Source organism: Piscinibacterium candidicorallinum, assembly GCF_047549485.1.
Lineage (GTDB): Bacteria > Pseudomonadota > Gammaproteobacteria > Burkholderiales > Burkholderiaceae_C > Piscinibacterium > Piscinibacterium candidicorallinum.
This window is the reverse complement of record NZ_CP180191.1, coordinates 423,314-445,699: the sequence shown is the minus strand read 5'-3', so window position 1 is coordinate 445,699 and position 22,386 is coordinate 423,314. Positions and strand designations below refer to the sequence as shown.

The following is a 22,386-nucleotide window of genomic DNA, read 5'->3' as shown; positions in this document are numbered from 1 at the left end:
GCTTAGCTCACCAAGCAATAAAATTTCATCATTGCCCTTCCAGAGAACACCAAAATCACATGAACCCTCCTGCTGGCAACGCCACCGACGTCGAACTCGATGAGATTGACCGACGCATCCTCGCGCTGCTGCAACAGGACGCCAGCCTGACGAACCAGGCGCTGGCCGAACGCGTGGGCGCGTCGCCGGCCACGGCCCTGCGGCGGGTGCGGCGCCTGCGCGAGGCCGGCGTGATCGAGCGCGAGGTTGCCCTGCTCGCACCGCGCTGGGCTCATGCGGGGCTGTCGGCAATCGTGGAGGTGAGCCTGCAGGCGCAGACTGAGGAGTCGCTCGCAGGCTTTGAGGCGCACTGCAGCGCAGAAATGGCCGTGCAGCAGTGCTACCGAGTCAGCGCCGGGCCAGACCTGGTGCTGGTCTTGCACGTGCCGGACATGCAGGCCTACCAGGCCCTGGCCGCGCGCCTGTTTTCCGATCGGGCGGCGGTTCGCAACGTGCGCACCTTCTTCGTGACCAAGCGCAGCAAGTTCGAGCCGCGGGTGGAGGTGCGCTGACACCATCGTCACCGCATGATGGTTGTCAGCGGCCTGCAGCTTTCAAACAAATATTGAAAAATGCCCGCTAAAACAACCTACTTTCAAAATTTATTTGAAAATACCTGAAAGTCACTCACCGCTTGTGCCAAGCGGATTTCGGGGCATTCAAGGGGGTAGATTTCAAGCGTGCATATCACGCCGCCGCAGGTTTCAGCCGTGCACGCTGCGCCGATAGGGCTCTTCAAAGTCCACAAACTCGAACTCTTCGCGCGCGCGGCGGATCCAGGTCTGCATACCCTCGGTAGCAAAGACCCGATCCATGTAGGCGCGCGTATCGGGCGCCACCTGGGCTACGTAGGTATCGAGGCGCGTGACCACGGGCGCAAAGAAGGCGTCGGCAGCGGTGAAGTTGCCGAACAGGAAGGGCCCGCCGCTCTTTTGCAGGCACTCGCGCCAAATCGCCTCCACCCGATCGATGTCGGCCTGAACCGCGAGGTTCCAGCCACGGCCCGGAAACTTGGCCAGCAGGTGCATCGGCATGTTGGAGCGCAGCTGCATGAAGCCGGCATGCATCTCGGCACAGATGCTGCGCGCGTGTGCGCGGTTTCCGGGGTTGGCCGGCCACAGTCCCTTGTCCGGAAACAGCTCGGCCGCCGTCTCGATGATCGCCAGGCTGTCCCAGACGCGCTGGCCGTCTTCCAGCACCAGCACCGGCACCTTTCCGGTGGGCGACTGCTCGCGAAAGTCCTGCTTGTAGGTGGGTGAGCCGAAGCGCAGACGGACCTCCTCGAACGGGATGCCCGCCTGCGTCAGTGCCAGCCAGGGGCGCAGGCTCCAGGAAGAATAGGCCTTGTCGGCAATCACGAGCTTGAGCATGGGCGGTCTCCGCGAGGCGTCTGTGATGGGCCGCCAAGCTTAGGCCGATGCCGCGCGCCGAGGCAGCGCAATGCGCGTGATGCGTGCATGCGCCCCATGCAGCGCGCGCATGGGGCGGGCGGATGCCGCCTAGCGATGCGCCCGCACCCGCCAGCCGTCGCTGCGGGTGCGCGGATGCTTGCCCTGCAGGTACAGCGTGGCGATCGGCTCCATGGCCTGCGCATGAATGCCCAGACGCGCCAGGCCGTCGTCGGTGGCCACGTTGTCGGCCTTGAGGCTGTCGACGTTATCGCGGCTCATCAGCGTGGGGCCGGGTGCGAGCTCCATGGCCAGGGCCTGCAGCTTGCCGATCCCCAGCGGCAGGGGCAGCACAGGGATGTTGCGATGCGCGCCCACCGCCGCAGCAAAGCGTACGAGTTCGGCGAGCGTGTAGACCCTGGGGCCGGCCAGCTGGTAGGTCTGCCCGATCGTGGCGCGATCATCCAAGGCGGTCACAAAGGCCTGTGCCACGTCCTGCACATACACCGGCTGCAGCCTGGCGCCGCTGCCCGCGAGCGGAAACACAGGCGCAATCTTGGCGAGCTTGGCGAAAGTATTGAGAAACTGGTCCTCCGGCCCGAACACGACTGAGGGCTGGAAGATCGTCCAGGCCAGGCCGCTGTCACGCACCAGCGCCTCGCCAGCGGCCTTGCTGCGGCTGTACATCGAAGAGCCTTGTGCGCTGGCACCCAGCGCGCTCATGTGCAGCAAGCGCGCATTTTCGGCACCTACGCCTGCCTGCTGCATGGCGCCCACGATCTTGCGCACCAGATCGACGTGGTTCTTCGCGAAGTCCGGCCCGTACGGGCTGCCCGGTTTGCTGTGCAGCACGCCCACGAGGTTGATCACCGCCGTATGGCCAGCGACCAGACGCGCCATGGTGTCCGGACAGTGCACATCGGCCTCGATCACATCCAGCTTGGGGTGCAGCCAGAGATGACGCGCGCGATCGCGCTTGCGCGTGGGCACCGTGATCCGGTGGCCCTGCTCCACGAGCTGGGCAATGAGGTGGCGGCCGATGAAGCCGCTGCCGCCGATGACGAGAATCTTGTGCAGCATGGTGGTATCAGTGTTAAGAGTTAGCGCGGCCGTTCAACCGCCGCTGGAATGGATTCTGCAGCCGCCCAGGCAGCGTCAGAGAGTCGCGGATCACCCTCAAGCGCCGCGCGCAGCATGGGCAGACCGTCCACGCCCCAGAACACGCGCCCTTGCCACACCACGCTCGGCACGCCGAACACGCCTGCGGCAATCGCCGCCTCGGTGTTCTCGCGCAGGCGCTGCTTCACGGCATCGGTGTTCCAGTCGGTCACGTGCAGACGCTGCGCCAGATCGGCGGTGCGCTGCGCATCGTCCGCGGGCAGACCTGTCTCCCAGACGTGCTCGAAGATCGCGCGGCAGGTTTCGCGGTTGGGGTCACCCCCCTGCGCCAGCCCCTTGGCCACGGCAATGCGCAACAAGGCCAGCGGGTTGAAGGGGTGTGCTGCCGGTGCCTGCATCGAGCGCCCTGCCTGCTGCCCGAGCCAGAGCACATGGCGAAACGTCCAGACCTTCTTGGGCGGCACCTCGGCCGGCCCGAGCTGACCCCAGTGCTTCAGCATGCCGGCAAATAGCACCGGCTTGTAGTTCACGCTGACGCTCTGGCCTTCCAGCGCCTCGGGCAGGGCGTGAAAGCCCAGGTAGGCATAGGGCGAGATGAAGTCGAGATAGACGTCGAGCTGATGCATGGGCACGCTCATCAAGGCAGGGTTGTCGTGCCCGCTTCCTTCGGGTGTACATGCCCCAGGCGCCGGGTGAGCGAAGGCGCGTTCTCCTGCCCCATCACGGCCGCGTACACCACGGCGTTGGCCAGCACGGCCTTCACGTAGCCACGTGTTTCAGTGAACGGGATGGTCTCGGCAAAGGCGGCGCCATCCACCGTACGGCGCAGGCTGGCGCGCCAGGCCCGCGGGCGGCCGGGGCCGGCGTTGTAGGCTGCACTCGCGAGTGCGGGCGATCCATCCAGATCACGCAGCACCATGGCCAGGTAGTTGCTGCCCAGAGTGAGGTTCTTGGTCATGGTGTTGATCTTGGCCGGGTCGTAGTCCATGCCGATCTTCTTGGCCACATAACGCGCCGTACCCGGCATCAGTTGCATGAGGCCCTGGGCGCCGGCACTGGAGCGCGCGTCCATGATGAAACGGCTTTCCTGGCGGATCAGGCCGTAGACCCAGGCGATGTCGAGGTCCACGTTCTTCGCTATAGGCGCGAGCTCTTCCACGAAGGGCGTGGGGTAGCGCTGCGTGAAGTCGAAGGCCTCGCGCGTGCGTTCGCTGGCATTGATCATGCGATCCAGATGGCCCTGGCGGCGCGCGTACTCCGCATAGGCCGCGAGCTTGGCGTCGGGCAGACTGCGCATCTGCCAGTTCCACTCGCGGTTGCCCTCGAACCGCAGCCCCGCCTGGAAAAAAGCGAAGGCGCGCGCCACGTGCGGGCTGCGGCTGGCTTCCTGCACGTCTTCCTCAGTGAACGTGAGCGTCTTGGGCGGAATCACGATCTTCTCGCCGAGGTCTTCGCGCGCCAGCAGGCCGTAGAAGTCCCAGCCGCCCTTGATGCGATCGAGCTGCGCCACCCAGTCCTCGCGCGGCGCGCCAAGGCTGCGCAGGGTGCGGGCGTTCCAGTAGGTCCAGGTGGGTTCGTTGCGCTGGCTCGGGTTCATCAGCGCCAGCACGCGGGCCAGTGCCGGGAAGTCCTGGTCACGCAGGGCGGCGCGGGCGGCCCAGGCCATGGTGTCGTCGGTGCCGTGGCCGGACTTGAGGTCCTTCAGCCAATCGCTGCAGCTGGACCAGGTGCGGCGCGCGCAGGCGGCGGCGTACTGCAGGCGCACGTAGGCGGCCTCGTTCTGGCCGAGCTTGCGGGCGCTCTGGCGCACCAGGTTCTCGCTGGCCTGCTCGGCGTCCTGCCGGGCGATACGCGACAAGGCCAGCGCGGCGAGCTCGCGGCCACGGCGGGTCTCGTAGTCGGCCTGGGTGGCGATGTAGCGCGTGGCGCTGCCGAACACGGCGTCGAGCTGATCATCCGTGGGCCGTTGGTCACTGGGCAGCGCAGGTGCCACGCGCTTGCTGGCACTGACCTGGCTGGCCTCGTGCAGCTGGCGGATGCGCTGCCACAGGTCGCTTGGACCCCAGGCACCGCTCTCTGCCAGCGCGAGCGTGAGCGACACGCAGCCGTCACCGCCTGCGGCCTGGGCATTACGGTCCATCAGCTCGTCGGCCTCGCGGGCGATGTCCTCGGGCTTGCCGGCACCGCTACGCAGGCGCGACTGCAGGGCATAGCAGCTGACCTGGTTGTCGTCCTGCAGCACGAAGCGCGGGAACTCGGCATCGAAAGTTGCCCAGTCGCCGCGCTTGCCGAGAATGAGCAGCCAGTCGTTGCGGATGCGGTCGGCCATGAAGGTGCCGTCCCATTTCTTGAGGAAGGCTTGCAGCTCGGCATCGCTCACCTGCCCGGTGGGTTCACCACCGCGGGTGATGTAGCGCGTACGGAAGGTCCAGAACTCGCCATAGGGGGCAAGCACATGGTCCGCCGGAATGCGCGACGCAAGCTGCGCCACGCGATCGGCCTCGAAGTTGCGGGCTGCGTCGCGCAGCTGGGTGATGAGCACCTCGGTGGCCTCGGCGGGGGCGCGGCAGCCCGGGCATGCGGCGCCGGCCTTGCGCCCGTTCTGGCCCTGCGCCCATGCGGCTGATCCGGCAAGCAGCAAGGCCGCGGCCAGCAGGCCCGCGGCCAGATTCAGGGTTGATCGGGACCGCTGAAGCGGGCGAGGAGACACACGGGTCATTAACATCAAGGGAACATCCGCAACAAAATTCACGACACAGGCCGCACGCGCTTGCTGCGCCGAGCCGCCGGCCCGAATTATCGCCCGCCCCTGCGGCGCGCGTCGTGGCGCATTTCAACGACCCGGAGACCCGCTTACGCATGCTCGATCTGGAGGACCGCAAGAGCCTGCGCGCGGCGCTGATCGCGCGGCGCATGGGCCTGGACCCGGTCACGCGCGAGGCGGCCGAGCAGCAGATCATCCAGCGTCTGGATGCCTGGCTGGCCGAACATGGCGCTGGCGCACGCACGCTCGGGCTGACCCTGCCTTACCGCGCCGAAGTGGATCTGCGTCCCTGGTATGCCGAGCTGCATGAGCGCGGCTACCAGCTTGCGCTCGCCGTTGCCGACGAGCCCCAGCAACCCTTGCAATACGCCCAGTGGGCGCCGGGCGACGCCATGGAGCGCGACCGCTTCGGCATCGAGGTGCCTGCGCGGCGCCTGTGGTGCGAGCCGGACGTGCTGGTGGTGCCCTGCGTGGGCTTCACGCCGGACTGCTATCGACTGGGCTATGGCGGCGGCTACTTCGACCGCACGCTCGATCTGCTCGCCGCCACGCGCGTGCAGCGCCCGCCGGTGATCGGCGTGGCCTTCGGCTGCCAGCGCTGCGAGCCCGATGAATTCACACCGGCTGCGCACGACCTGCCGCTGGACGCGATTGCCACAGAAGACCAACTCTTTGTCCGGGAGACGACATGAGCCTGAAGATCTACGGCGTGGCTGCCAGCCGCGCCGTGCGCACCCTCTGGATGGCCGAGGAACTGGGCCTCACCTATGAGCACGTACCCGTGCACTACATGGGTGGCGGCGCCAAGACGCCGGAGATGCTGGCCCTGAACCCGAACGGCCACATCCCTGTCATTGACGACGACGGGCTGGTGGTCTGGGAAAGTCTGGCCATCAACCTGTACCTGGCGCGCAAGCACGGCGGGCCGCTCGCCCCAGCCAATCTGGCTGAGGAAGCTGCGGTGCTGCAGTGGAGCTTCTGGGTCGGCAACGAATGCGAGAAGGACGCGCTGACGATTCTGATGCACCGCATGGGCCTGCCTGAGCCGCAGCGCGATCTGTCTCTGGCTGAAAAGGCGGCTCAGCGCCTGCGCACACCCTTCGCCGTGCTGGAGGCGCATCTGGCCGCCCGCGAATACATCGCGGCTGACCGCTTCACCGTGGCCGACCTGAACTGCGCCTGCGTGCTGACCTGGGCGCGCGCTGATACCGACCTCATGGCCGCGCATCCGAAGCTTGCCGCCTGGCTGAAGCGCTGCCTGGCCCGCGAGGGCTTTCAGAAGGCCAAGGCGGTCGGCAAGTCCTGAGGTCACACCCGCTGCCGGGCACGCAGGCTCAAGGCCTTTCCGCTTGTCTGGCGCGGGTCTTCAAGCACTTTGGTCTGAAGACCCGCATCCAGAGCCGATCTCGTATTTGCTTTGCGCGCTAGAAGTTGCCGGGACCCGGCGCGTTGGGGTTGTTCAAGCGACGCAGGCGCTCAGCCTCGGCGTCGGCCTGCAGACGCTCGACCGTGAACTTGCCCATGTCGAAGACCTCGACGCCGGTCGGGATCGGCCACACCACGGATTCCCCATTGGGCGCCGTGCCCGCCTGCCAGGCCAGCACCGTGCCCAGCATGTCGCGCAACGCGGCGCCGCCGCTGGCGCCCGGCGCATTGAGGGCGTGATCCGCCCCGGGGATGCGCACCCAGGTCAGATCCGCGCCGCGCGCGAGCAGCTCGGCCGCGAGTCGGTCGGACGTGCTCACCGGCACGGAGCGATCACGCTCGCCGTGCGCGATGAAGACCCGCAGCGGCTTGGCAGCCAGCGCATCCATCTGGCTGGCACTCAGGCGCGCGGCCCAGTAGCGGTAGGGTTGACCGAGCAGAGTCTTGTCGGTGCTGCGTGGCTCTGAGCGAACCTGCCCGGCCGCCTGCGCCAATGCGCGCAGCTGCGGGTTCACACCGGCCTTGGAGTTGCCGGCCGGAGCCGCCGCGGCCAGCGCCATCCACTCCTCCAGCGCGCCCGAGGGGCCCCCGCTGATGAGCGCGACATGCGTCAGGCCCGGCAGCCGCCCGGCCAGTTGCGCGGCCACCTGGGCGCCCTCGCCATGGCCTACGGCCAGCAGCGCCTTGGGCGGCCTGGCGCGCGTGCCCAGCGCCGCTCGCGTGGCGGCCTCCACGGCGGCCAGCCAGCGGTCCATGCTGTGTTCAGTGACGAAGCCCGCCGCGCAAGCGGTGCTGGTGCCGGGCTGCGGGTTGAGATCGAACAGGCGCACGCCCGGCTTCTCGACGATCAGGGTCTGGGCCGTGGGCCGGCTGGCGCCACGCAGGCCAGTGAACCAGCCGCCCGCCACCCGCCCATCCACCTGCTGGAACAGCGATGCACAGCCGGTGTTCTGCAGCGCAAGCACCAGCGGCCGGTCATCGCTGCTTTCGGCGTCCGTCAGATAGAAGCGCACGCTGCGGCCCAGTGCGTCGGTGGTCTCGAAAGCGCGGTAGGCAAAGTTCGCGGGCAGGCGCGACTCATCGACCAGACGCGGCACGCCGACTGCGCCGCCCGCGGTCTGAGCCTGGGCGGCGGTGCCGATCAGGCCGGCACCCAGCGCCAGGGCCGCACCAGCGTGCAGCAACCTGGAGGTGAGGCACTGCAGCTTGAACTGGATCATGAGTGGATTCCTCGGAGGATGAGTGATGTCGGGCTCGAAGCACTATGGGGCGCATGCCGCCAGACTGAATGCTGCGGCAAGCCGGGCGCGGCTGTCGGTGCCTGCCGACGGATTGCGCTTTTGCGGGGTTGAGCTGCGGCTTGAACAAACCGTACCCGGCGCCTGGCCAGGCACTGCGCCCCAAGCGGCGCACTGCACGCACCTCAGCCCAGGGCGTGCAGCAGCTCGATGCGCGGCGGGTTCGCCACGGGCTCCTGCTCGCCGCCGCCCACAGGCACCAGGAGCTTGCGCACCATGCGAAACAGGTCCAGATCGAAGCGGCGCTCGGCCGCGCGCATCCGCGCAAGCGCGGCGTCCTGGCTCCGGACGACGCCCAGCACGCACCAGCGGTCGATCACGACCCAATCTTCGAGCAGCGCGTCCGCGGAGCGTTCCACCACTGCAATGGCGCCTGGCCAGGGCCAGTGCGGCACGCGGTGATCCGCCAGCGCGCTGTGCACCCGCGCCAGGTGCTCGGCAAAGGGCTCGCGGTTCACGCAGGCACCCAGACAACGGCGGATCTGCAGGTTGAAGCAGCCGCCGGCCTGCGCCTCGCCACGCGCAGCGCGCTCCAGGCCCAGGGTCTTCAGGCAGAGCTGGAACTCACGCGCAAGCGCCACCACGGCGGCACGCGCCGCGGCGCGGGAGGAGAAGGGCCCATACCCGCGCGCGGACACCGGGTCGTCTGCGGAATCGCTGATCGCCGCGCCCGGCGCAGCTCCCTCGTCCGCCACGACCTGCGCCGGCAAGTAGCGCAAGCGGCCCAGCGCGTCGATCTGCAGCAGCACGGCGCGCTCGTTGCGGCGCAGTGCCACGTTGGCGGCCGGGGCGTGGGTCTTGATGGCCTCGGCCTCGCGCACCGCGGTGGACAGCGGCCCGGCGCAGGGCTCCCAGCTCACGCGGTGCACCTGCGCAGCGAGCTGCTGCTCACGCTCGTTCTTGACGTCGTAGAAGTGCGCGGCAACCCGATCGCGCAGACTGATGCTCTTGCCGATGTAGAGGATCTGCCCGTGCTCGGCATGAAAGGTATAGACGCCGGGGCTGGCAGGCATCTCGTCAAACAGCGTGGGCGGCAGGTGCGGCGGCAGACTGGCGCGGCGGGTGATGAGACGCACGGCTTCGTCAATCAGCGGCGCGCTGTAGCGCTGCGCCAGCTTCTGCGAGAACACCCAGAGCCGCTCGGCGTCACCCATGGCGCGGTGGCGCGCCTCGCGCCCGAGGTCCCAGCGCTCGATCAGCGCGTCCAGACTGTGGCTGCGCTGCTCCGGGTCCAGGGTGCGCGAGAGCTTGACCGTGCACAGCGGCTTGGTGATGTAGGTGCGCCCCAGGCGCGCAAACTCCGCCTTGAGAAAGCCGTAGTCAAAACGGGCGTTGTGCGCCACCAGCAGCGCACCCTGCAGGCGGGCCCACAGTTCGTCGGCCACCTGCTCGAACTCCGGTGCGCCGCGCACCATCTCGTTGGTGATGCCTGTGAACCAGCTGATGTCCGGCGGAATCGGCTTGCCGGGGTTCACCAGGGTCTGCCAGCGCTCGCGCACTTCGCCGTCTTGCACCACGACCAGGCCGATCTCCGTGATGCGCTCACGCTCCGGACTCATGCCGGTGGTTTCGAGATCGAGGAAGACGGTGCGGGGGGCGAACACCCCGCCATTATGTGAGGATCGAGCGCGCAGGCCGAATGGCTGGAGAGCCGCTACAGTACTTGTTTATCTTATTTTCGGCCGTATTTCTATGAACGACGAAAAATGCCAACATCCTCTATCTGATTGCGTAAATTGGCATTTTGGCTAGTTCACATTCAATTATTTTCGGCCAGAATTGCTTACGGCCTGGCTGCCGGAGCATCCACCCGCGTGACGCGCGGCACAAAGGGCGGGCGCAGCGCGTCGCCCCGGGTCTGCAGGTATTCGATCAGCGCCTCGATGTCCTGGCCGATGATCTGACGCTCCTTGCCCTGACGCAGCGCGGTGAAGCGGTCACCGCCTTCGGCCATGAAGCTGTTGACCACCACACGGTAGCTGCGGGCAGGGTCCAGCGGCGCGCCGTTGATGCGCAGATCGATGATGCGCTGCTCGATCGGCAGGCGCGCGTCCCAGCGGTAGGTGAGCGTCTGGCTGGGTTGCAGCAGGCGCGGACTGTCCGCGTCGCGCCCGGCCCATTGCTGCTGCAGCAGCTCCAGGATCTGCGCACCGCTCAGGCTCAGCACCACCACGTCATTACCGAAGGGCTGGGTGGCAAAGGCATCAGCCATCGACACCGTGATCGGCGGCTGGGCCGCCGCCACCGGCAGGTCTGCGCGCACGCCGCCGGGGTTCATGAAGGCCACGTCCGCCGGTGTGAGCTTGCGCACGTAGGCCAGCTGCGCATCGGCGATCACGCCGCCCAGGGGGCTGTCGCTGCCCGACGCGGAGCGGCGCGTGAGCTGGGCGGGCAGCGTGGCGATGGTCTTGTTCTTGATCGGTCCGGTCAGGCGCTCCACTTCGTCCAGCAGGGGTTTGGCCGCGGGCGATGCCCCATAGGCGGACTGCGCCACCTTGTGGTTGAAGGCCGTGGCCGTGCTGACGGCGCCGGTCTTGCGGTCCACCACGAGCTTGACCTCGCTGACCAGCGCACCGTAGGCCTGCCCCTGCACCAGCAGGCGGCCGTTGCGCTTGCAGGTGTAGGCCTGATGGGTGTGGGCCGAAAACACCACGCTGATCGCCGGGTCCAGGCGTTCGTTGATGCCGACGATCGAGCCTTCGAGTCCGTCACAGGCATAGCTCGGGTCGTTCACCACGCCGGGGGGCTGATTGGGCAGGCGGCCGCCTTCGTGAACCAGCGCCACAAACACCTGCGCGCCTTCGGCACGCGCCGCCGGCACAAAGCGGTTGATGGCCTGAGCTTCTTCCGTAAAGCGCAGACCTCGGATGCCGCTGGCCGAGACGATGTTGGGTGTGTCGCGCGTCACCGCGCCGATGAAGGCGATCTTCACGCCGTTCAGCTCGCGGATCACGTAGGGCTTGAGCCAGGGCTGTTCGCCCTCGAGCACGTTGGCCGCGATGTACTCGAAGCGCGCGCCCTTGTAGCCGGGCAGCGCGCAGCCGCCGGCGGGGCATTGACCGCGGATGCGGCGCTGCAGTTCGTCGCGCCCGGCATCGAACTCATGATTGCCCACCACGCTCACGCTGACGCCCAACAGGTTGAGCGCTTCGATGGTCGGCTCGTCCTTGAGCAGCGATGAGCCGAGCGGCGAGCCACCGATCATGTCGCCCACGCCCACCGTGAGGCTGCTGCCGGCTTGGGTGCGCAACGTCTCCAGCGCCGTCATCAGATGCGGCAGTCCGCCATGCGCGGCCTGCACGGTGGCGCCGGGCCGTGCCGGATCATTGACCGCGTAGGTCCAGGGCACCGGGTTGCTGACCTGCAGGTGGCCATGCAGGTCGTTGATGGCCAGCAGTGTCAGCGTGGTGCTGGCCGGCTGGCCGTGCATCGAGCTGCAGGCCGGCAGAGCGAGTGTCGCGAACAGCGCCAGCGCGCCAAGCATCAGGCCGCGCGCCCGGCGACCGGGCGCACGCGTGGAGAACATCGACATCAGGCGGAGTCCCTCGGCGAGTGGAGATCAGAACGAGTACTGCAGGCCCACCTGGACGGCCCACTGCGACTCGCCGCGGTTCTGGCGGGTCACGTAGTCCGAGGGGGTATTGGCCACACTGTAGACGTAGCGCCCTTGCGCATCGATGCCGGCGTAGCGCACAAAGTTGCGCACCTGCGCGCCGCCGCCCTGGAAGGCGATCTCGTCGATGCGGCCCCACTTGCGGTTGATCATGTTGCCGATGTTGACCAGATCCAGGATCAGCTTGCCGCGATGCTTGCTCGCAAAGCCCGGGACTTCCTGCGTGATGCGCACATCGAAGGTGTGCACATAGGGCGAGGTGCCCGTGTTGCGACCGACCGGACCACCGCGCACATCACGCAGGGCCGGCTCGCTGTTCACGATGCTCCAGAAGCGTTCCTCGTTGACGCGGCTGGTGGCCGTGTCGCCGAGGAACACGACTTCACCCGAACCCACGCCGCGCGGGATGTACATGAGGTCGTTGCCGGAGACGCCGTCGCCGTTCATGTCGTTGGCGAAGGTCCAGCTGTACGGCTTGCCGCTGCGGCCTTCATAGAACACGCCGATGGTCGTCTTCATCTGGCCGAACCAGCGCCTCTCGAAGTTCATGCTGCCGTTCAGGCGATTCTTGGTGAGGTAGGCGGAGTTTGCGGCGACGTTTTCATTTGGGTTGAAGACCGAGCGGGCGTTGAAGTTGGAGTTCGACACCGACGAGGTCAGCGGGCTGACTTCGGTGGCCTTGGAGCGCGTGTAGGCCAGCGACCAGCCAAAGCCGCGTTGCACAGGCTGCTGCAGGGCAAAGGTCAGACTGCTGCCGAAGCCCTTGTCGGTGTTCTCTGCCAGCAGCACGTTGTTGAAGGCCGGGTTGGACAGCGCTCGGCTGCGGAAGCCCGCGCAGGCGCCGGTGCTGACCGAGCCTCCGGTGGGCGTCCAGCACGCCGGGTTGTAGCCCTGCGCCGTGTAGAACAGCTCGCGACCATCCGGGCCGATGCGCGTGGGCGCACCCAGATTCAGGTGCTGGTAGTAGATGCCGTCCTTGGTACGCGTGTAGAGGTACTCCACCGACGCCACGAGGCCGATCGGAAGCTGGTGCTCGAAGCCCAGGTTGGCCTTCCACACCGAGGGCTGCTTGAGGTTGGGCGACAGGAAATCCACGTTGGCTGCCGGCGGGCTGCCGGGCAGCGTGCCGGGCTGCTGATCCGGGTTGGCGTTAAAGGTGCCGCCGTTCGGGTCACAGGCTGCGAAGTTGCCGCCGCAGCCAACGATGCGCGTGGCCACACCGGTGTTGGAGAAGGGGTTGGACAGCCACACGTTGGCCGCCGCACCCTGGAACAGGCCAAAACCGCCGCGCAGCTGCGTGGGGCGCTTGGCGTCCAGATTCCAGTTGAAGCCCACACGCGGCTGAACGAGATCCGTGCCGTCCAGGGTACGGGTGTTGTCCAGGCCGAAGCCGCCCGAAGCACGGGTACCGGTGATCGGGTTTCCGGGCACCACAGCGGCCTGCGCCGCCGGGTTGGCAATCGGCTTGGTCGGCACACCCGTGCGATCGACGCGGACACCGAAGTTCACCGTCAGGTCGTCGCTCACGGTCCAGGTGTCCTGCGCGAAGAAGCCCGTGTTGCGCAGCTTCCAGCGCGCTACGGCATCTTCCAGCGTCCGACCAGCGGCAGGCACCTGCACCTGGAAGCTTGTTGGGCGGCCGCGCTGGAAGTTCTCCAGCACCGCCTGCTCGACTTGCGCTGCGGTCGCCGTGGCGCAGTTGATTGTGCCAAAGCTGTAGGTATAGGTGGCCGAGCTGTTCTGGCAGCTGAAGCTGTAGTTGCCGAAGGTGTCCTGCAGGAACGCGTTGTAGATATCGTTGTCCTGGAAGTCGCTGCCGAACTTGATCTCGTGCTCGCCGCGGCGCCAGACGGCCCCCGCATAGGCGTCCAGCGTGTCCGTGCGCAGTACGTTGAAGTGGCGCGAGCGCTCCGTGCCGAAGTTCAGCGAGCGCGTTCCGGTCTGACCGGTAAAGCCCGTGGGCAGCGCACCGCCGAAGCTCAGTTGCATCGCCGGCAGGCGGGCGTTGTTGATGGGCACACTGTCGTACTTGCGCTGAGAGAGCTTGAATTCCGTGGACAGCGCCTCGGACCAATCACCGAACCACTGGCCGACCAGCGTGTCGATGGTCTTCTTCTGTACGTACCAGTTCGAGCTCAGCGACAGGTTGGTGGCGTTGAAGTTCGGGTAGATCGGCTCGTCCTGGTCCGTCTTGGTGTAGCGCAGATTGGCCTTGTGGCCCTCGGCGATGTTCCAGTCGAACTTGACCAGCACATCCTTGACCTTGAGGGTCGCGTCATCGGCGGCAATGTCGCCGATGTTGATGCCGTAGGTCGTGCGGGCGATGTCCTGCGCGCCGGAGATGGCCGCCGGGGTGATGGCCACGTTCGTCTGGCTGCTGCCCACAGGCCCGAAGGACACGGCATTGCGCGTGCTCTTGAGGTCTTCATAGGCTGCAAAGAAGAACAGCCGATCCTTGATGATCGGGCCGCCGACCGTGGCGCCGATCAAGGTTTCGTCGAACTTGGGCGGCTGGCTGTAGGTGTTGCCGGTGCGGTTGAAGCGCTGGCCCGCAAGGTCGTCGTTGCGGAAGCTGTAGAGCACGCTGCCGCGCAGTTCGTTGGTGCCAGACTTGGTCACGGCGTTGATGTTGGCGCCGGTGTAGCCGCGCTGCGTCACGTCATAGTTGGAGAGATTCACCTGCACGGCTTCCAGCGCATCGATCGAGATGGGCTGCTTAAGCGTGGGCAGGTTGTTGGACTCCAGGCCAAAGGTGTCATTGATGGTGACACCGTCGATCGTGATCGAGTTGAAGCGGGTGTTCTGGCCGGCGGCGGAGATTTCGCCGCGCTCCTTGTCGGTCTGCGCCAGACGCGGGTCGATCCGCGCCACATCCTGCAGGCTGCGGCTGATCGAGGCCTGGTTCTCCAGATCGCGACGGCTCAAACGCGTCCCCGCACCCACGCTGTTGGGACCGAAGCGGTCCGAGATCGCCGTGCCGGTCACCACGGTGCGCTCCACCGCGGTGACGCTGCGGAACTGCAGATCCAGCGTCAGCGTCTCTGCAAGAGGAAGAAATACGCTGTCACGCGACTCGCTGCGGCCCCCTTCAGTCACCAACACGCGGTAGGGGCCGCCGGCGCGCAGGCCGCGGGCGCTGTAGCGGCCATCTGCATCAGTGCGGCTGCTCGTCTGCGAGCCGGAATCGATATGGGTGATCTGCACCTGCGCACCGGACACCGGCTTGCCATCCTGCGCGAGCACGCGCCCCGTGAGCGCAGACGACGTGTTCTGCGCCAGCGCGGGCGCAACGCACACCGCAATCGCGGCGGCAACGAGGGTACGAGGGAAGTCGGGCAGACCGGGCAGAAGCATGTTGATCCCTGATGCGTGAATGTGAACGCAGCGGCATGGGGACGCGCATGCAAGGCCGTGTGGGCCATGCGCCGGAACCCCGCCGTCATGCAAGCCGCACATTCTTTGGGCGGCACATGACAGACGGGCGACAGCTTTGTTTCATCGCTGTGGCAGAGGGAAAGCCCTGCGGCGATCAGAGTCCAGCCTCGAAATGCAATCGGCCCCGGCGCCAATGCGCGCGGGGCCGATCGAGACCGGGTCTGAGCTGGAGGACTAGAGCACGTAGCGCGACACGTCTTCGCTCTTGGCCAATTCACCGAGATGGGCATCGACAAAGGCTGCATCAATCGAAAGACGCTGGCCTTCGCGCTTGCTCGCCTCGAAGCTCAGGTCCTCGAGCAGCTTTTCCATCACGGTGTACAGCCGGCGTGCGCCGATATTCTCCACGCGCTCATTGACACCGAAGGCGATCTGTGCGAGACGCTGGATGCCATCGGATGTGAAGTCCAGCTGCAGCCCTTCGGTCGCCATCAGAGCCTGGTACTGCTTGGTCAGCGCGGTGTCGGTCTGCGTCAGGATGCGCTCGAAGTCCTCGGTGCTCAGGCTGTCCAGCTCCACGCGGATCGGAAAGCGCCCCTGCAGCTCGGGCACCAGATCACTCGGCTTGGCCAGATGGAAGGCACCCGAGGCGATGAACAGGATGTGATCTGTCTTCACCGTGCCGAACTTGGTGTTGACCGTAGTGCCTTCGACCAGCGGCAACAGATCCCGCTGCACCCCCTGGCGGCTCACGTCGGCGCCGCCGTACTCCTGGCGTGCGGCGATCTTGTCGATCTCATCGAGGAACACGATGCCGTTCTGCTCCACGTTGCGCATGGCTCGCGTGCGCACGTCCTCTTCATTGATGCGCCGTGCGGCTTCCTCGTCGGTCAGCAGCTTCATCGCTTCCTTGACCTTCATCTTGCGGGCGCGCTTCTGTCCCTTGGCGAGGTTGCCGAACATCTCCTGCAGCTGGCGGGTCATGTCTTCCATACCCGGCGGCCCCTGGATCTCCATGTGGGTGGGCAAGGCGGAAATCTCGATCTCGATTTCCTTGTCATCGAGCTGGCCCTCGCGCAGGCGCTTGCGAAACGTCTGGCGCGTGCCGTTGTCTTCCTTGGCCGCCGCCGTGAAGCCGACGTCGCGTGCCGGCGGAAGCAGCACATCGAGGATGCGATCCTCGGCGGCATCCTCGGCCAGTGTGCGTACGCGCTTCATCTCGGCGTCGCGCGCGTCCTTCACAGCGACTTCAGCCAGATCACGGATGATGGTGTCCACATCGCGGCCGACATAGCCGACCTCGGTGAACTTGGTGGCCTCGACTTTCACGAAGGGGGCATCCGCCAGCTTGGCAAGGCGCCGCGCAATCTCGGTCTTGCCCACGCCCGTGGGGCCGATCATCAGGATGTTCTTGGGCGTGATCTCGCTGCGCAGGGGCTCAGCCACCTGCTGGCGCCGCCAGCGGTTGCGCAGGGCGATGGCCACGGCGCGCTTGGCGCGCTGCTGGCCGATGATGAACTTGTCGAGCTCGCTGACGATCTCGGCGGGAGTCATGTGTTGGGACATGGGCGGGTGAATCCTTGGCGGCACTGCGTTGCCACGAGCTGTTTGTTGAGTGCAGGGATTGAGGCGAGCGCTGCGCTCAAGCCTCGATCGATTCAATCACGTGGTTGTGATTGGTGTAGATGCAGAGGTCGCCCGCAATCTTGAGGGACTTGGCAACGATCTGCGCGGGCGTCATGTCGGTGTTTTCGACCAGCGCGATGGCTGCGCTGTGGGCGTAGTTGCCCCCGGAGCCGATGGCTGCCACGCCGGTCTCGGGCTCAAGCACATCGCCATTGCCGGTGATGACATAGGTGTGCTCGCGGTCCGCGACCAGCAGCATGGCTTCGAGGCGGCGCAGGATGCGATCGGTGCGCCAATCCTTGGCCAGTTCCACGGCAGCGCGGGTGAGATGGCCCTGGTGCTTCTCGAGCTTGGCTTCGAAGCGATCGAGCAGGCTGAAGGCATCGGCCGTGCTGCCGGCAAATCCGGCGAGGATCTTGCCCTGGTAGAGGCGCCGCACCTTCTGCGCCGTGCCCTTCATGACCACGTTGCCCAGGGTCACCTGGCCGTCGCCGCCAATGCTGACGGATTGACCGCGGCGCACGCTGACTATCGTGGTGCCGTGCATTTCTATGGATTTGGGATCGCTCATTCGGGAGTCCGTTCTATCGACTGTCGGTAGATGGTCCCGGCAGGGCCGATTGCAAGACCCGCGGCACGTGCTGACGCTCAGACGGCGATCAGGCGTTCTTGCGGCGTTCGACGCCGGCAATCTGGTGGATGCCCAGGGTCACGAACAGACCGGCAACCAGATTGTTCACACCGCGGAACACGATGTGGCGACCATCGCGCGACCAGTTGGTCAGCGGGATCAGCAGCGCGCCGGCCGCGCCGAACTCGACGCGATCCAGCTTGCGGCAATTGAGCACCACCTGCTTGCGGGTCTTCATGGCGTCCTCGATGAGCTTGAGCAGGACTTCGCCGTTGCCCTTGATCTCGCCGATCACCACGATCTCGTCGGGCATGCCGCCTTCGATCTGCGCCGGGCTAGCCGAAGCCTGGGGGTTGTCGGCGCTGCGCATGTTCTTCGGTGGTGGCTCCCAGGATGGTGGCGACACCTCGTAGGTGACGCAATAGTCCACGGCCAGATCCTCGAACTGCTGCTTGCGATCCGTGATGCGGTAGAGCTCGAGCATCATGAGCCAGGCTGCGGGGCTGGCATCACGTCGGCCTGTCTCGATCAAGGACTGCACGGCATTGATCAGCGCATCCGTGCCGATCAGCTCCATTTCGTGGCTCGCCCGCGAGAACGCGGTGAAGACGCGCATGAGCAGTTCACAGCCCACCACATCGGCACTTTTTAGGCCGCGGAAATCCAGGCGCAGGCGAGTGTGCTTGGCGGCCAGCTGCTTGATGCGCTCGAGCTGCGGCACGATGGAGGCGTCCAGCGCGTCCTTGAAGGCCACCATCGGTGCGGAGCTGGTTTGCGCCGGTGTTGCGGGCGTCTGTGCACGCTCGGTCCACGTTGGTGCGCTCTGCTCGAACTTCACCACGAAGTCGAGCGCATGCTTTTCGTACTCCTCGCGCATGCCTTGCATGCCGAGCAAATCGAACAACATCTGATAGGCAGAAAACTCGCTGCGGCCCAGCGAGCCTTCGGCAATGGCTGTGCGCAGTACATCAATGGCTGCGTCCGGCAGATGATTGGCGTAAAGAACAGCTGCTTCCTCGACGGCCGGCGCGGTCACGCCTTCGGCGATCTCCATGGCATCGCCCAAGGCCGTATCGCCCAGCAGCAGTGCCGTCGGGCTGTCGAGCTCCGGATTGCCGACACCGGCCTGCGCGTACTCGCCGCGCGAGATGCTCTTGCGCTCCACGGGTTTGAGGGCGCTGGCGGGCAGGCCACCTACAACCTTCGGACCGCCGGTGTCCTGGAACTTGGTACCGACCGAGCTCTTCTTGCCCACAAAGTCCAGGGACATTTCGGACTCGATGGCATCGATCTTGGCGACGGCGGCGCGCGCCAGGGCCTTGGGGTCCACGCCGATCGGGGCGTTCTGGCGCTGTGCAAATGCGGACTCGGGCGCCTTGGGGGTCAGCGGTGGCGGCTCAGGGAGCTCCATCGGCGCTTCAGCAATGTCCAGCAGTTCTTTCGGAACGATACCGTTCGGGCGCGAGGTCGTACCTGCACCCAGACTCGGCTCGTCAAGCGCATCGGCTGCGCCAACGTCGCCGCGGTCACGGTCCTTCTTCTTGAACAGACTGAAAATCACCGGAAAGAAACCCCTGGGGTCTGGATCGATCCTGACGCGTCCTGCGCTGCAATCGGGAAGGCAGCGCTACGGGATTAGGCAAGAATCCCGCGATAGCGCTTGGAGACTAGCACCGCGACAGATCAGGCGATCTTCATCACTGGCACGAAGATCGTGGACTATTTAAGGAATTAAACCAGCTGTTGCCCAAACAACAACGCGTTTGAGCTTTTCGTTCAGCGATCCATGAATTTACTTGCTCGGCTGCGCTTCTGTCAGTCGGTAATAGAGCCCGTTCGGATCGTTGGACAGTACGGCGAACTTTCCTGAGAGCACGACCGGGTCGAAGGTCATGCGCACAGGCGCCTTGGTCTTCACTTCGATCATGCCCTCCGGACCTGCCGGGATGCAGAACGAACAGGTCTGCGGCGTGACAGTCAGCAGAAAGTGGGTCTGCTGGGCCGCCGCCGACAGCGGCATCATGAAGCCTGCGATGCGGATGTCTCGCCCGTTCAGGTTGAGCACCCCCTTGTCGAACTGGGGCACCACGCGATTTCCACTGCGGACCGGCGTGACTTTGGCGAGTTCGTCCCATGACACGCCGCCCTTGACCTCGGGTAGCGGCGGCTGAGTACCTGGCAATCCATTGTGTCCGCCGATGCCAGGCGGCACGGGCGACCCGAAGGTCTGCGCGAGCACAGCCGGAACGGCGATCACAAGCGCCACGCCGAATGCGGCACTCAGTGCGCTATGCATGCGGTTCACGAGGGCCGCTCCTGTCAGTGCGAGTGCCGCAGCCCACAAAATCTTCCAATACCCAAACCCTTGCAATCTTTGCGCAACTGTTCGTGACACTGCTCTTCGGATTTCCCCGACTCCAGACACTTCGCCGCATCCTCGTGAGCCTTGGCCATCGCGCGATGCTGCGCAATCGTTTCGGCCTTGTGTGCATCCTTGGGGCTGGTCTTGGGCGCGGCCGGCGCCTGCGCAAACGCACTGGCCGCCGCAACTGCCGCGCAGGCGGCAGCTACACAGAAGAACAGATTCAGGGGCTTCATGGGTCACTCCTTCAACTCAGTGATATTGGATTGTCGAGCAGGTTTCAGCGTTCAGCCAGCACACGGCTCGGTTCTATGCGTGCAGCTTGTAACGCGCTGGGCAAGGCCGCCAGCAGCGCCACAGGCAGCGCCAGCGCCATCCATAGCCAAGCAGCGCCGAAGTGTGTCAGTTCTGGCAGGAGCACTTTCGGGCCGCCGGCCAGCCACGCGCTCGTGGTCCACAGCACGGCTGCGGCAAACGCACCGCCCAGCAGCGTACCGGCCAGCCCGAGCAACCCGGCTTCCAGCAGGTACTGCCGCAGCAAGCGGACACGGCTCAGTCCCATCATGCGCAGCACGGCAGCGTCAGCACGGCGCTCGCGCAGACTCACGTGCGTGGCCAAGGCGATCGACGTCAGCGAGGCGAGGATCAGCAGCAGCGCAAAGGCCTGCATCAGCAGCACCGCGGGTTCGAGCAAGGCGAGCAGTCGCGCAGTCTCAAACGCGGGCGATGCAGCCGTCGTGCGCTCACCCGCATTGATGGCGCGCGGCAGCGTGGCCGCGGCGATCGGCGTGCGGTATCGGAGCAGCAGCGCAGACACCTCCCGTTCGGCCTGGAGGATTTTCAGCTCTTCGGGGTCCTTGATGTACCCCTCATGCACGATCCAGACGCTCTCCAATGGCGTCAGGATCAATCGGTCCAGCACGCTGCCGCTGGGCGCAAGGATGCCGGTCACCGTATAGAGCGCATCGCGGTGCTCGGCACCGCCCTCGGCAAGGCCGTGCGTGCCATAAAAGGTGTCGCCCACCTTGAGCGCTGCGCGTGCGGCAACCTCCGCACCGAGCACTGCATCCATCGCCCGAGCGGCGTCCGCTCCCTGGGCCACGGGAACCGCATAGAGTTCGCGCAGCCCGGTGTTACCGACGATGCGAAATCCGCGAAAGTTGTCACCAAGACTCACTGGCACAGCCTTGGCGACCATGGGATGGCGCGCGATCCGCTCAGCCTCCGCAAGCGGCATGTTCCCGGGCGAGATATCGACGTGGTACAGCGAGGACAGCACGATCTGCAGCCCGCTGCCCTTGGCGCCGACGACCAGATCGATGCCCTGAGCATCGCGCTCTGCCCTGGCCTGCAGGGCATCGAGCGCAACTGCGAGGAAGACGAGCGAGGCCACTGCAAGCGCCAGAAGGCCGGCATTGGCCGCAAAACCGCCCCAGCTGGCGCGGATGTGCGCGAGCGCGAGCCCCAGGGCGCCAATCGACCGGGAGCTCATGCCGCGGCCCCGACCGGCTCGCCGCTGAAGGGCGGCAATGCAAGCGTGGCGTCAAACAAGGGCTTGACCCGACCATCATGAGACGCAATGACCAACGCGGCATTGGCTGCTGCCGCCTGACTGACCAGTAGCTGGATCGCTGCTGCGGCGGCTTCGTCATCGAGGCTTGCAGTGGGCTCGTCGGCGAGCAGCACGTCGGGCCGGTTGACGAGCGCTCGCGCGATGGCCACGCGCTGCGCCTGACCGCGTGACAGCTCGGATGGCCTGCGCGCAAGCAAATGCGCCAGACCCATGGCTTCGAGCAGCTGCAGGGCCCGGGCTTCGTCAAACGGGCGCTGCGCGGCAAAACTGGCGACCGCCAGGTTCTGCATGACCGACAGGCTGCCGATCAAGTGAGGCACCTGGGGGACGAGCGCCACACGATCAGGGGTGAGCACGGCATCGTCCATCCAGAGCTGACCACCGTGCATCCGAAGCAGGCCAGCGACGAGATGCAGCCAGGTGGTCTTTCCGCAGCCCGATGGACCGGTCATGAGCAGCGCGTCACCTCGCGCGACATTGATATCCGGGTACCGGAGCATGGCCCCACCGGGGTGGGCATACTGCACGAGAAGGGCGCGGAACATGGCGGCTTGGGTGGGCGGTGGTTGTGGGAGATGGCGGCTGCACGGGCCGGCAGATGTGGGCTGCGCGGGTGCCGATTTCGAGATGCTGCCCCCGAGCGTGGACGCTCAGACATGAAAAAGGGGCGCGTGTTCCGCGCCCCGTCGTTCGGCGAAACCGCGTACCGATCAGTCTCCGTACATCTTCTGGCGGATCTCGCGGCGCTGCTGGGCCTCCAGAGAAAGCGTGGCCGTCGGGCGGGCCATCAGACGGGCCACGCCGATGGGGTCACCGGTTTCCTCGCACCAGCCGTAGTCGCCGGCGTCGATACGCTGGATCGACTGCTGCACCTTCTTGAGTAGCTTGCGCTCGCGGTCGCGCGTACGCAGCTCCAGTGCGTGCTCTTCCTCGATGGTGGCGCGGTCCGCCGGATCGGGGACGATCACGTTCTCGTGCAGGTGCTCCACGGTCTCGTCGGCGTTGGAGAGAATCTGACGCTCCATCTCCTGCAACTTGGACTTGAAGTAGCGCAACTGGGCGGCGTTCATGTAGTCGGCCTCGCCCATGGCCAGCATCTCAGCGTCGGTCGGAACCCAGTCGTTGCCCTTGCCTGCGCCCACGGCGCCCTTTGCGGGCTTCTTCTCAGCCTCG

19 protein-coding genes are annotated in these 22,386 nt (G+C 66.1%); 3 read left to right on the top strand and 16 right to left on the bottom strand.

All coding sequences use genetic code 11. The annotated features are described in order from the left end of the window. The first annotated feature begins 59 nt into the window (after positions 1 to 59). Positions 60 to 551: an Lrp/AsnC family transcriptional regulator gene (locus ACMDW7_RS02055; protein ID WP_377306027.1), complete on the top strand. Its 492-nt coding sequence runs from the start codon at positions 60 to 62 to the stop codon at positions 549 to 551. A 192-nt stretch (positions 552 to 743) separates the two neighbouring features. Here the strand turns inward: ACMDW7_RS02055 and ACMDW7_RS02050 are convergent, their stop codons facing one another. The 4 genes from ACMDW7_RS02050 to ACMDW7_RS02035 form a co-directional block, all read right to left on the bottom strand. Then, positions 744 to 1,409 carry a glutathione S-transferase family protein gene (locus ACMDW7_RS02050; RefSeq protein WP_377306029.1) on the bottom strand — a complete coding sequence of 222 codons (666 nt, stop codon included), beginning with the start codon at positions 1,407 to 1,409 and terminating at the stop codon, positions 744 to 746. A 129-nt stretch (positions 1,410 to 1,538) separates the two neighbouring features. Beyond that, on the bottom strand, positions 1,539 to 2,507 hold the full coding sequence (locus tag ACMDW7_RS02045) for a complex I NDUFA9 subunit family protein (RefSeq protein ID WP_377306031.1): 969 nt from the start codon (positions 2,505 to 2,507) through the stop codon (positions 1,539 to 1,541). Between the two features lie 20 nt (positions 2,508 to 2,527). Then, the gene (locus tag ACMDW7_RS02040) at positions 2,528 to 3,184 is read right to left on the bottom strand and encodes a 2-hydroxychromene-2-carboxylate isomerase (RefSeq protein WP_377306033.1); all 657 of its coding nucleotides are present in this window, start codon (positions 3,182 to 3,184) and stop codon (positions 2,528 to 2,530) included. Then, positions 3,184 to 5,271 carry a lytic transglycosylase domain-containing protein gene (locus ACMDW7_RS02035; protein WP_377306034.1) on the bottom strand — a complete coding sequence of 696 codons (2,088 nt, stop codon included), beginning with the start codon at positions 5,269 to 5,271 and terminating at the stop codon, positions 3,184 to 3,186. The genes ACMDW7_RS02040 and ACMDW7_RS02035 overlap by 1 nt, the downstream gene beginning before the upstream one ends. A gap of 98 nt (positions 5,272 to 5,369) precedes the next feature. On the opposite strand from ACMDW7_RS02035, the gene ACMDW7_RS02030 reads away from it, so the two are divergent. Next, positions 5,370 to 6,002, top strand: coding sequence for a 5-formyltetrahydrofolate cyclo-ligase (locus ACMDW7_RS02030; protein ID WP_377306035.1), 633 nt, complete (start codon positions 5,370 to 5,372; stop codon positions 6,000 to 6,002). Then, positions 5,999 to 6,616 (top strand): glutathione S-transferase family protein, encoded by a 618-nt coding sequence (locus ACMDW7_RS02025; protein ID WP_377306037.1) that lies wholly within the window; start codon positions 5,999 to 6,001, stop codon positions 6,614 to 6,616. Before ACMDW7_RS02030 ends, ACMDW7_RS02025 begins: the two co-directional genes overlap by 4 nt. Before the next feature lie 118 nt (positions 6,617 to 6,734). Here the strand turns inward: ACMDW7_RS02025 and ACMDW7_RS02020 are convergent, their stop codons facing one another. The 12 genes from ACMDW7_RS02020 to dksA all read right to left on the bottom strand — a co-directional run bounded on the left by ACMDW7_RS02020 (position 6,735) and on the right by dksA (position 22,310). Then, on the bottom strand, positions 6,735 to 7,955 hold the full coding sequence (locus ACMDW7_RS02020) for a prolyl oligopeptidase family serine peptidase (RefSeq protein WP_377306039.1): 1,221 nt from the start codon (positions 7,953 to 7,955) through the stop codon (positions 6,735 to 6,737). A gap of 203 nt (positions 7,956 to 8,158) precedes the next feature. Next, positions 8,159 to 9,637 carry an exonuclease domain-containing protein gene (locus ACMDW7_RS02015; RefSeq protein ID WP_377306041.1) on the bottom strand — a complete coding sequence of 493 codons (1,479 nt, stop codon included), beginning with the start codon at positions 9,635 to 9,637 and terminating at the stop codon, positions 8,159 to 8,161. 179 nt (positions 9,638 to 9,816) lie between these two features. After that, positions 9,817 to 11,565: a bifunctional metallophosphatase/5'-nucleotidase gene (locus tag ACMDW7_RS02010; protein WP_377306043.1), complete on the bottom strand. Its 1,749-nt coding sequence runs from the start codon at positions 11,563 to 11,565 to the stop codon at positions 9,817 to 9,819. 27 nt (positions 11,566 to 11,592) lie between these two features. Next, the gene (locus ACMDW7_RS02005; protein ID WP_377306045.1) at positions 11,593 to 15,000 is read right to left on the bottom strand and encodes a TonB-dependent receptor; all 3,408 of its coding nucleotides are present in this window, start codon (positions 14,998 to 15,000) and stop codon (positions 11,593 to 11,595) included. Between the two features lie 255 nt (positions 15,001 to 15,255). After that, positions 15,256 to 16,587: an ATP-dependent protease ATPase subunit HslU gene (hslU, locus tag ACMDW7_RS02000; RefSeq protein WP_377306046.1), complete on the bottom strand. Its 1,332-nt coding sequence runs from the start codon at positions 16,585 to 16,587 to the stop codon at positions 15,256 to 15,258. Positions 16,588 to 16,663: 76 nt separating this feature from the next. Beyond that, entirely contained in the window at positions 16,664 to 17,218 is a 555-nt protein-coding gene (gene hslV, locus ACMDW7_RS01995; protein ID WP_377306048.1) for an ATP-dependent protease subunit HslV, read from the bottom strand. Positions 17,219 to 17,306: 88 nt separating this feature from the next. After that, positions 17,307 to 18,839, bottom strand: a complete 1,533-nt coding sequence (locus ACMDW7_RS01990; protein ID WP_377306050.1) for an STAS domain-containing protein — start codon at positions 18,837 to 18,839, stop codon at positions 17,307 to 17,309. Between the two features lie 231 nt (positions 18,840 to 19,070). Beyond that, positions 19,071 to 19,574 (bottom strand): DUF3299 domain-containing protein, encoded by a 504-nt coding sequence (locus ACMDW7_RS01985; protein WP_377306179.1) that lies wholly within the window; start codon positions 19,572 to 19,574, stop codon positions 19,071 to 19,073. Between the two features lie 23 nt (positions 19,575 to 19,597). Next, on the bottom strand, positions 19,598 to 19,876 hold the full coding sequence (locus ACMDW7_RS01980; RefSeq protein WP_377306052.1) for a hypothetical protein: 279 nt from the start codon (positions 19,874 to 19,876) through the stop codon (positions 19,598 to 19,600). A gap of 44 nt (positions 19,877 to 19,920) precedes the next feature. Beyond that, a complete protein-coding gene (locus ACMDW7_RS01975; protein WP_377306054.1) occupies positions 19,921 to 21,132 on the bottom strand; it encodes an FtsX-like permease family protein in 1,212 nt (403 codons plus the stop codon). Then, positions 21,129 to 21,758 carry an ATP-binding cassette domain-containing protein gene (locus ACMDW7_RS01970; protein WP_377306056.1) on the bottom strand — a complete coding sequence of 210 codons (630 nt, stop codon included), beginning with the start codon at positions 21,756 to 21,758 and terminating at the stop codon, positions 21,129 to 21,131. The genes ACMDW7_RS01975 and ACMDW7_RS01970 overlap by 4 nt, the downstream gene beginning before the upstream one ends. A gap of 165 nt (positions 21,759 to 21,923) precedes the next feature. Then, the gene (gene dksA, locus ACMDW7_RS01965; RefSeq protein WP_377306181.1) at positions 21,924 to 22,310 is read right to left on the bottom strand and encodes an RNA polymerase-binding protein DksA; all 387 of its coding nucleotides are present in this window, start codon (positions 22,308 to 22,310) and stop codon (positions 21,924 to 21,926) included. Positions 22,311 to 22,386: the final 76 nt, after the last annotated feature.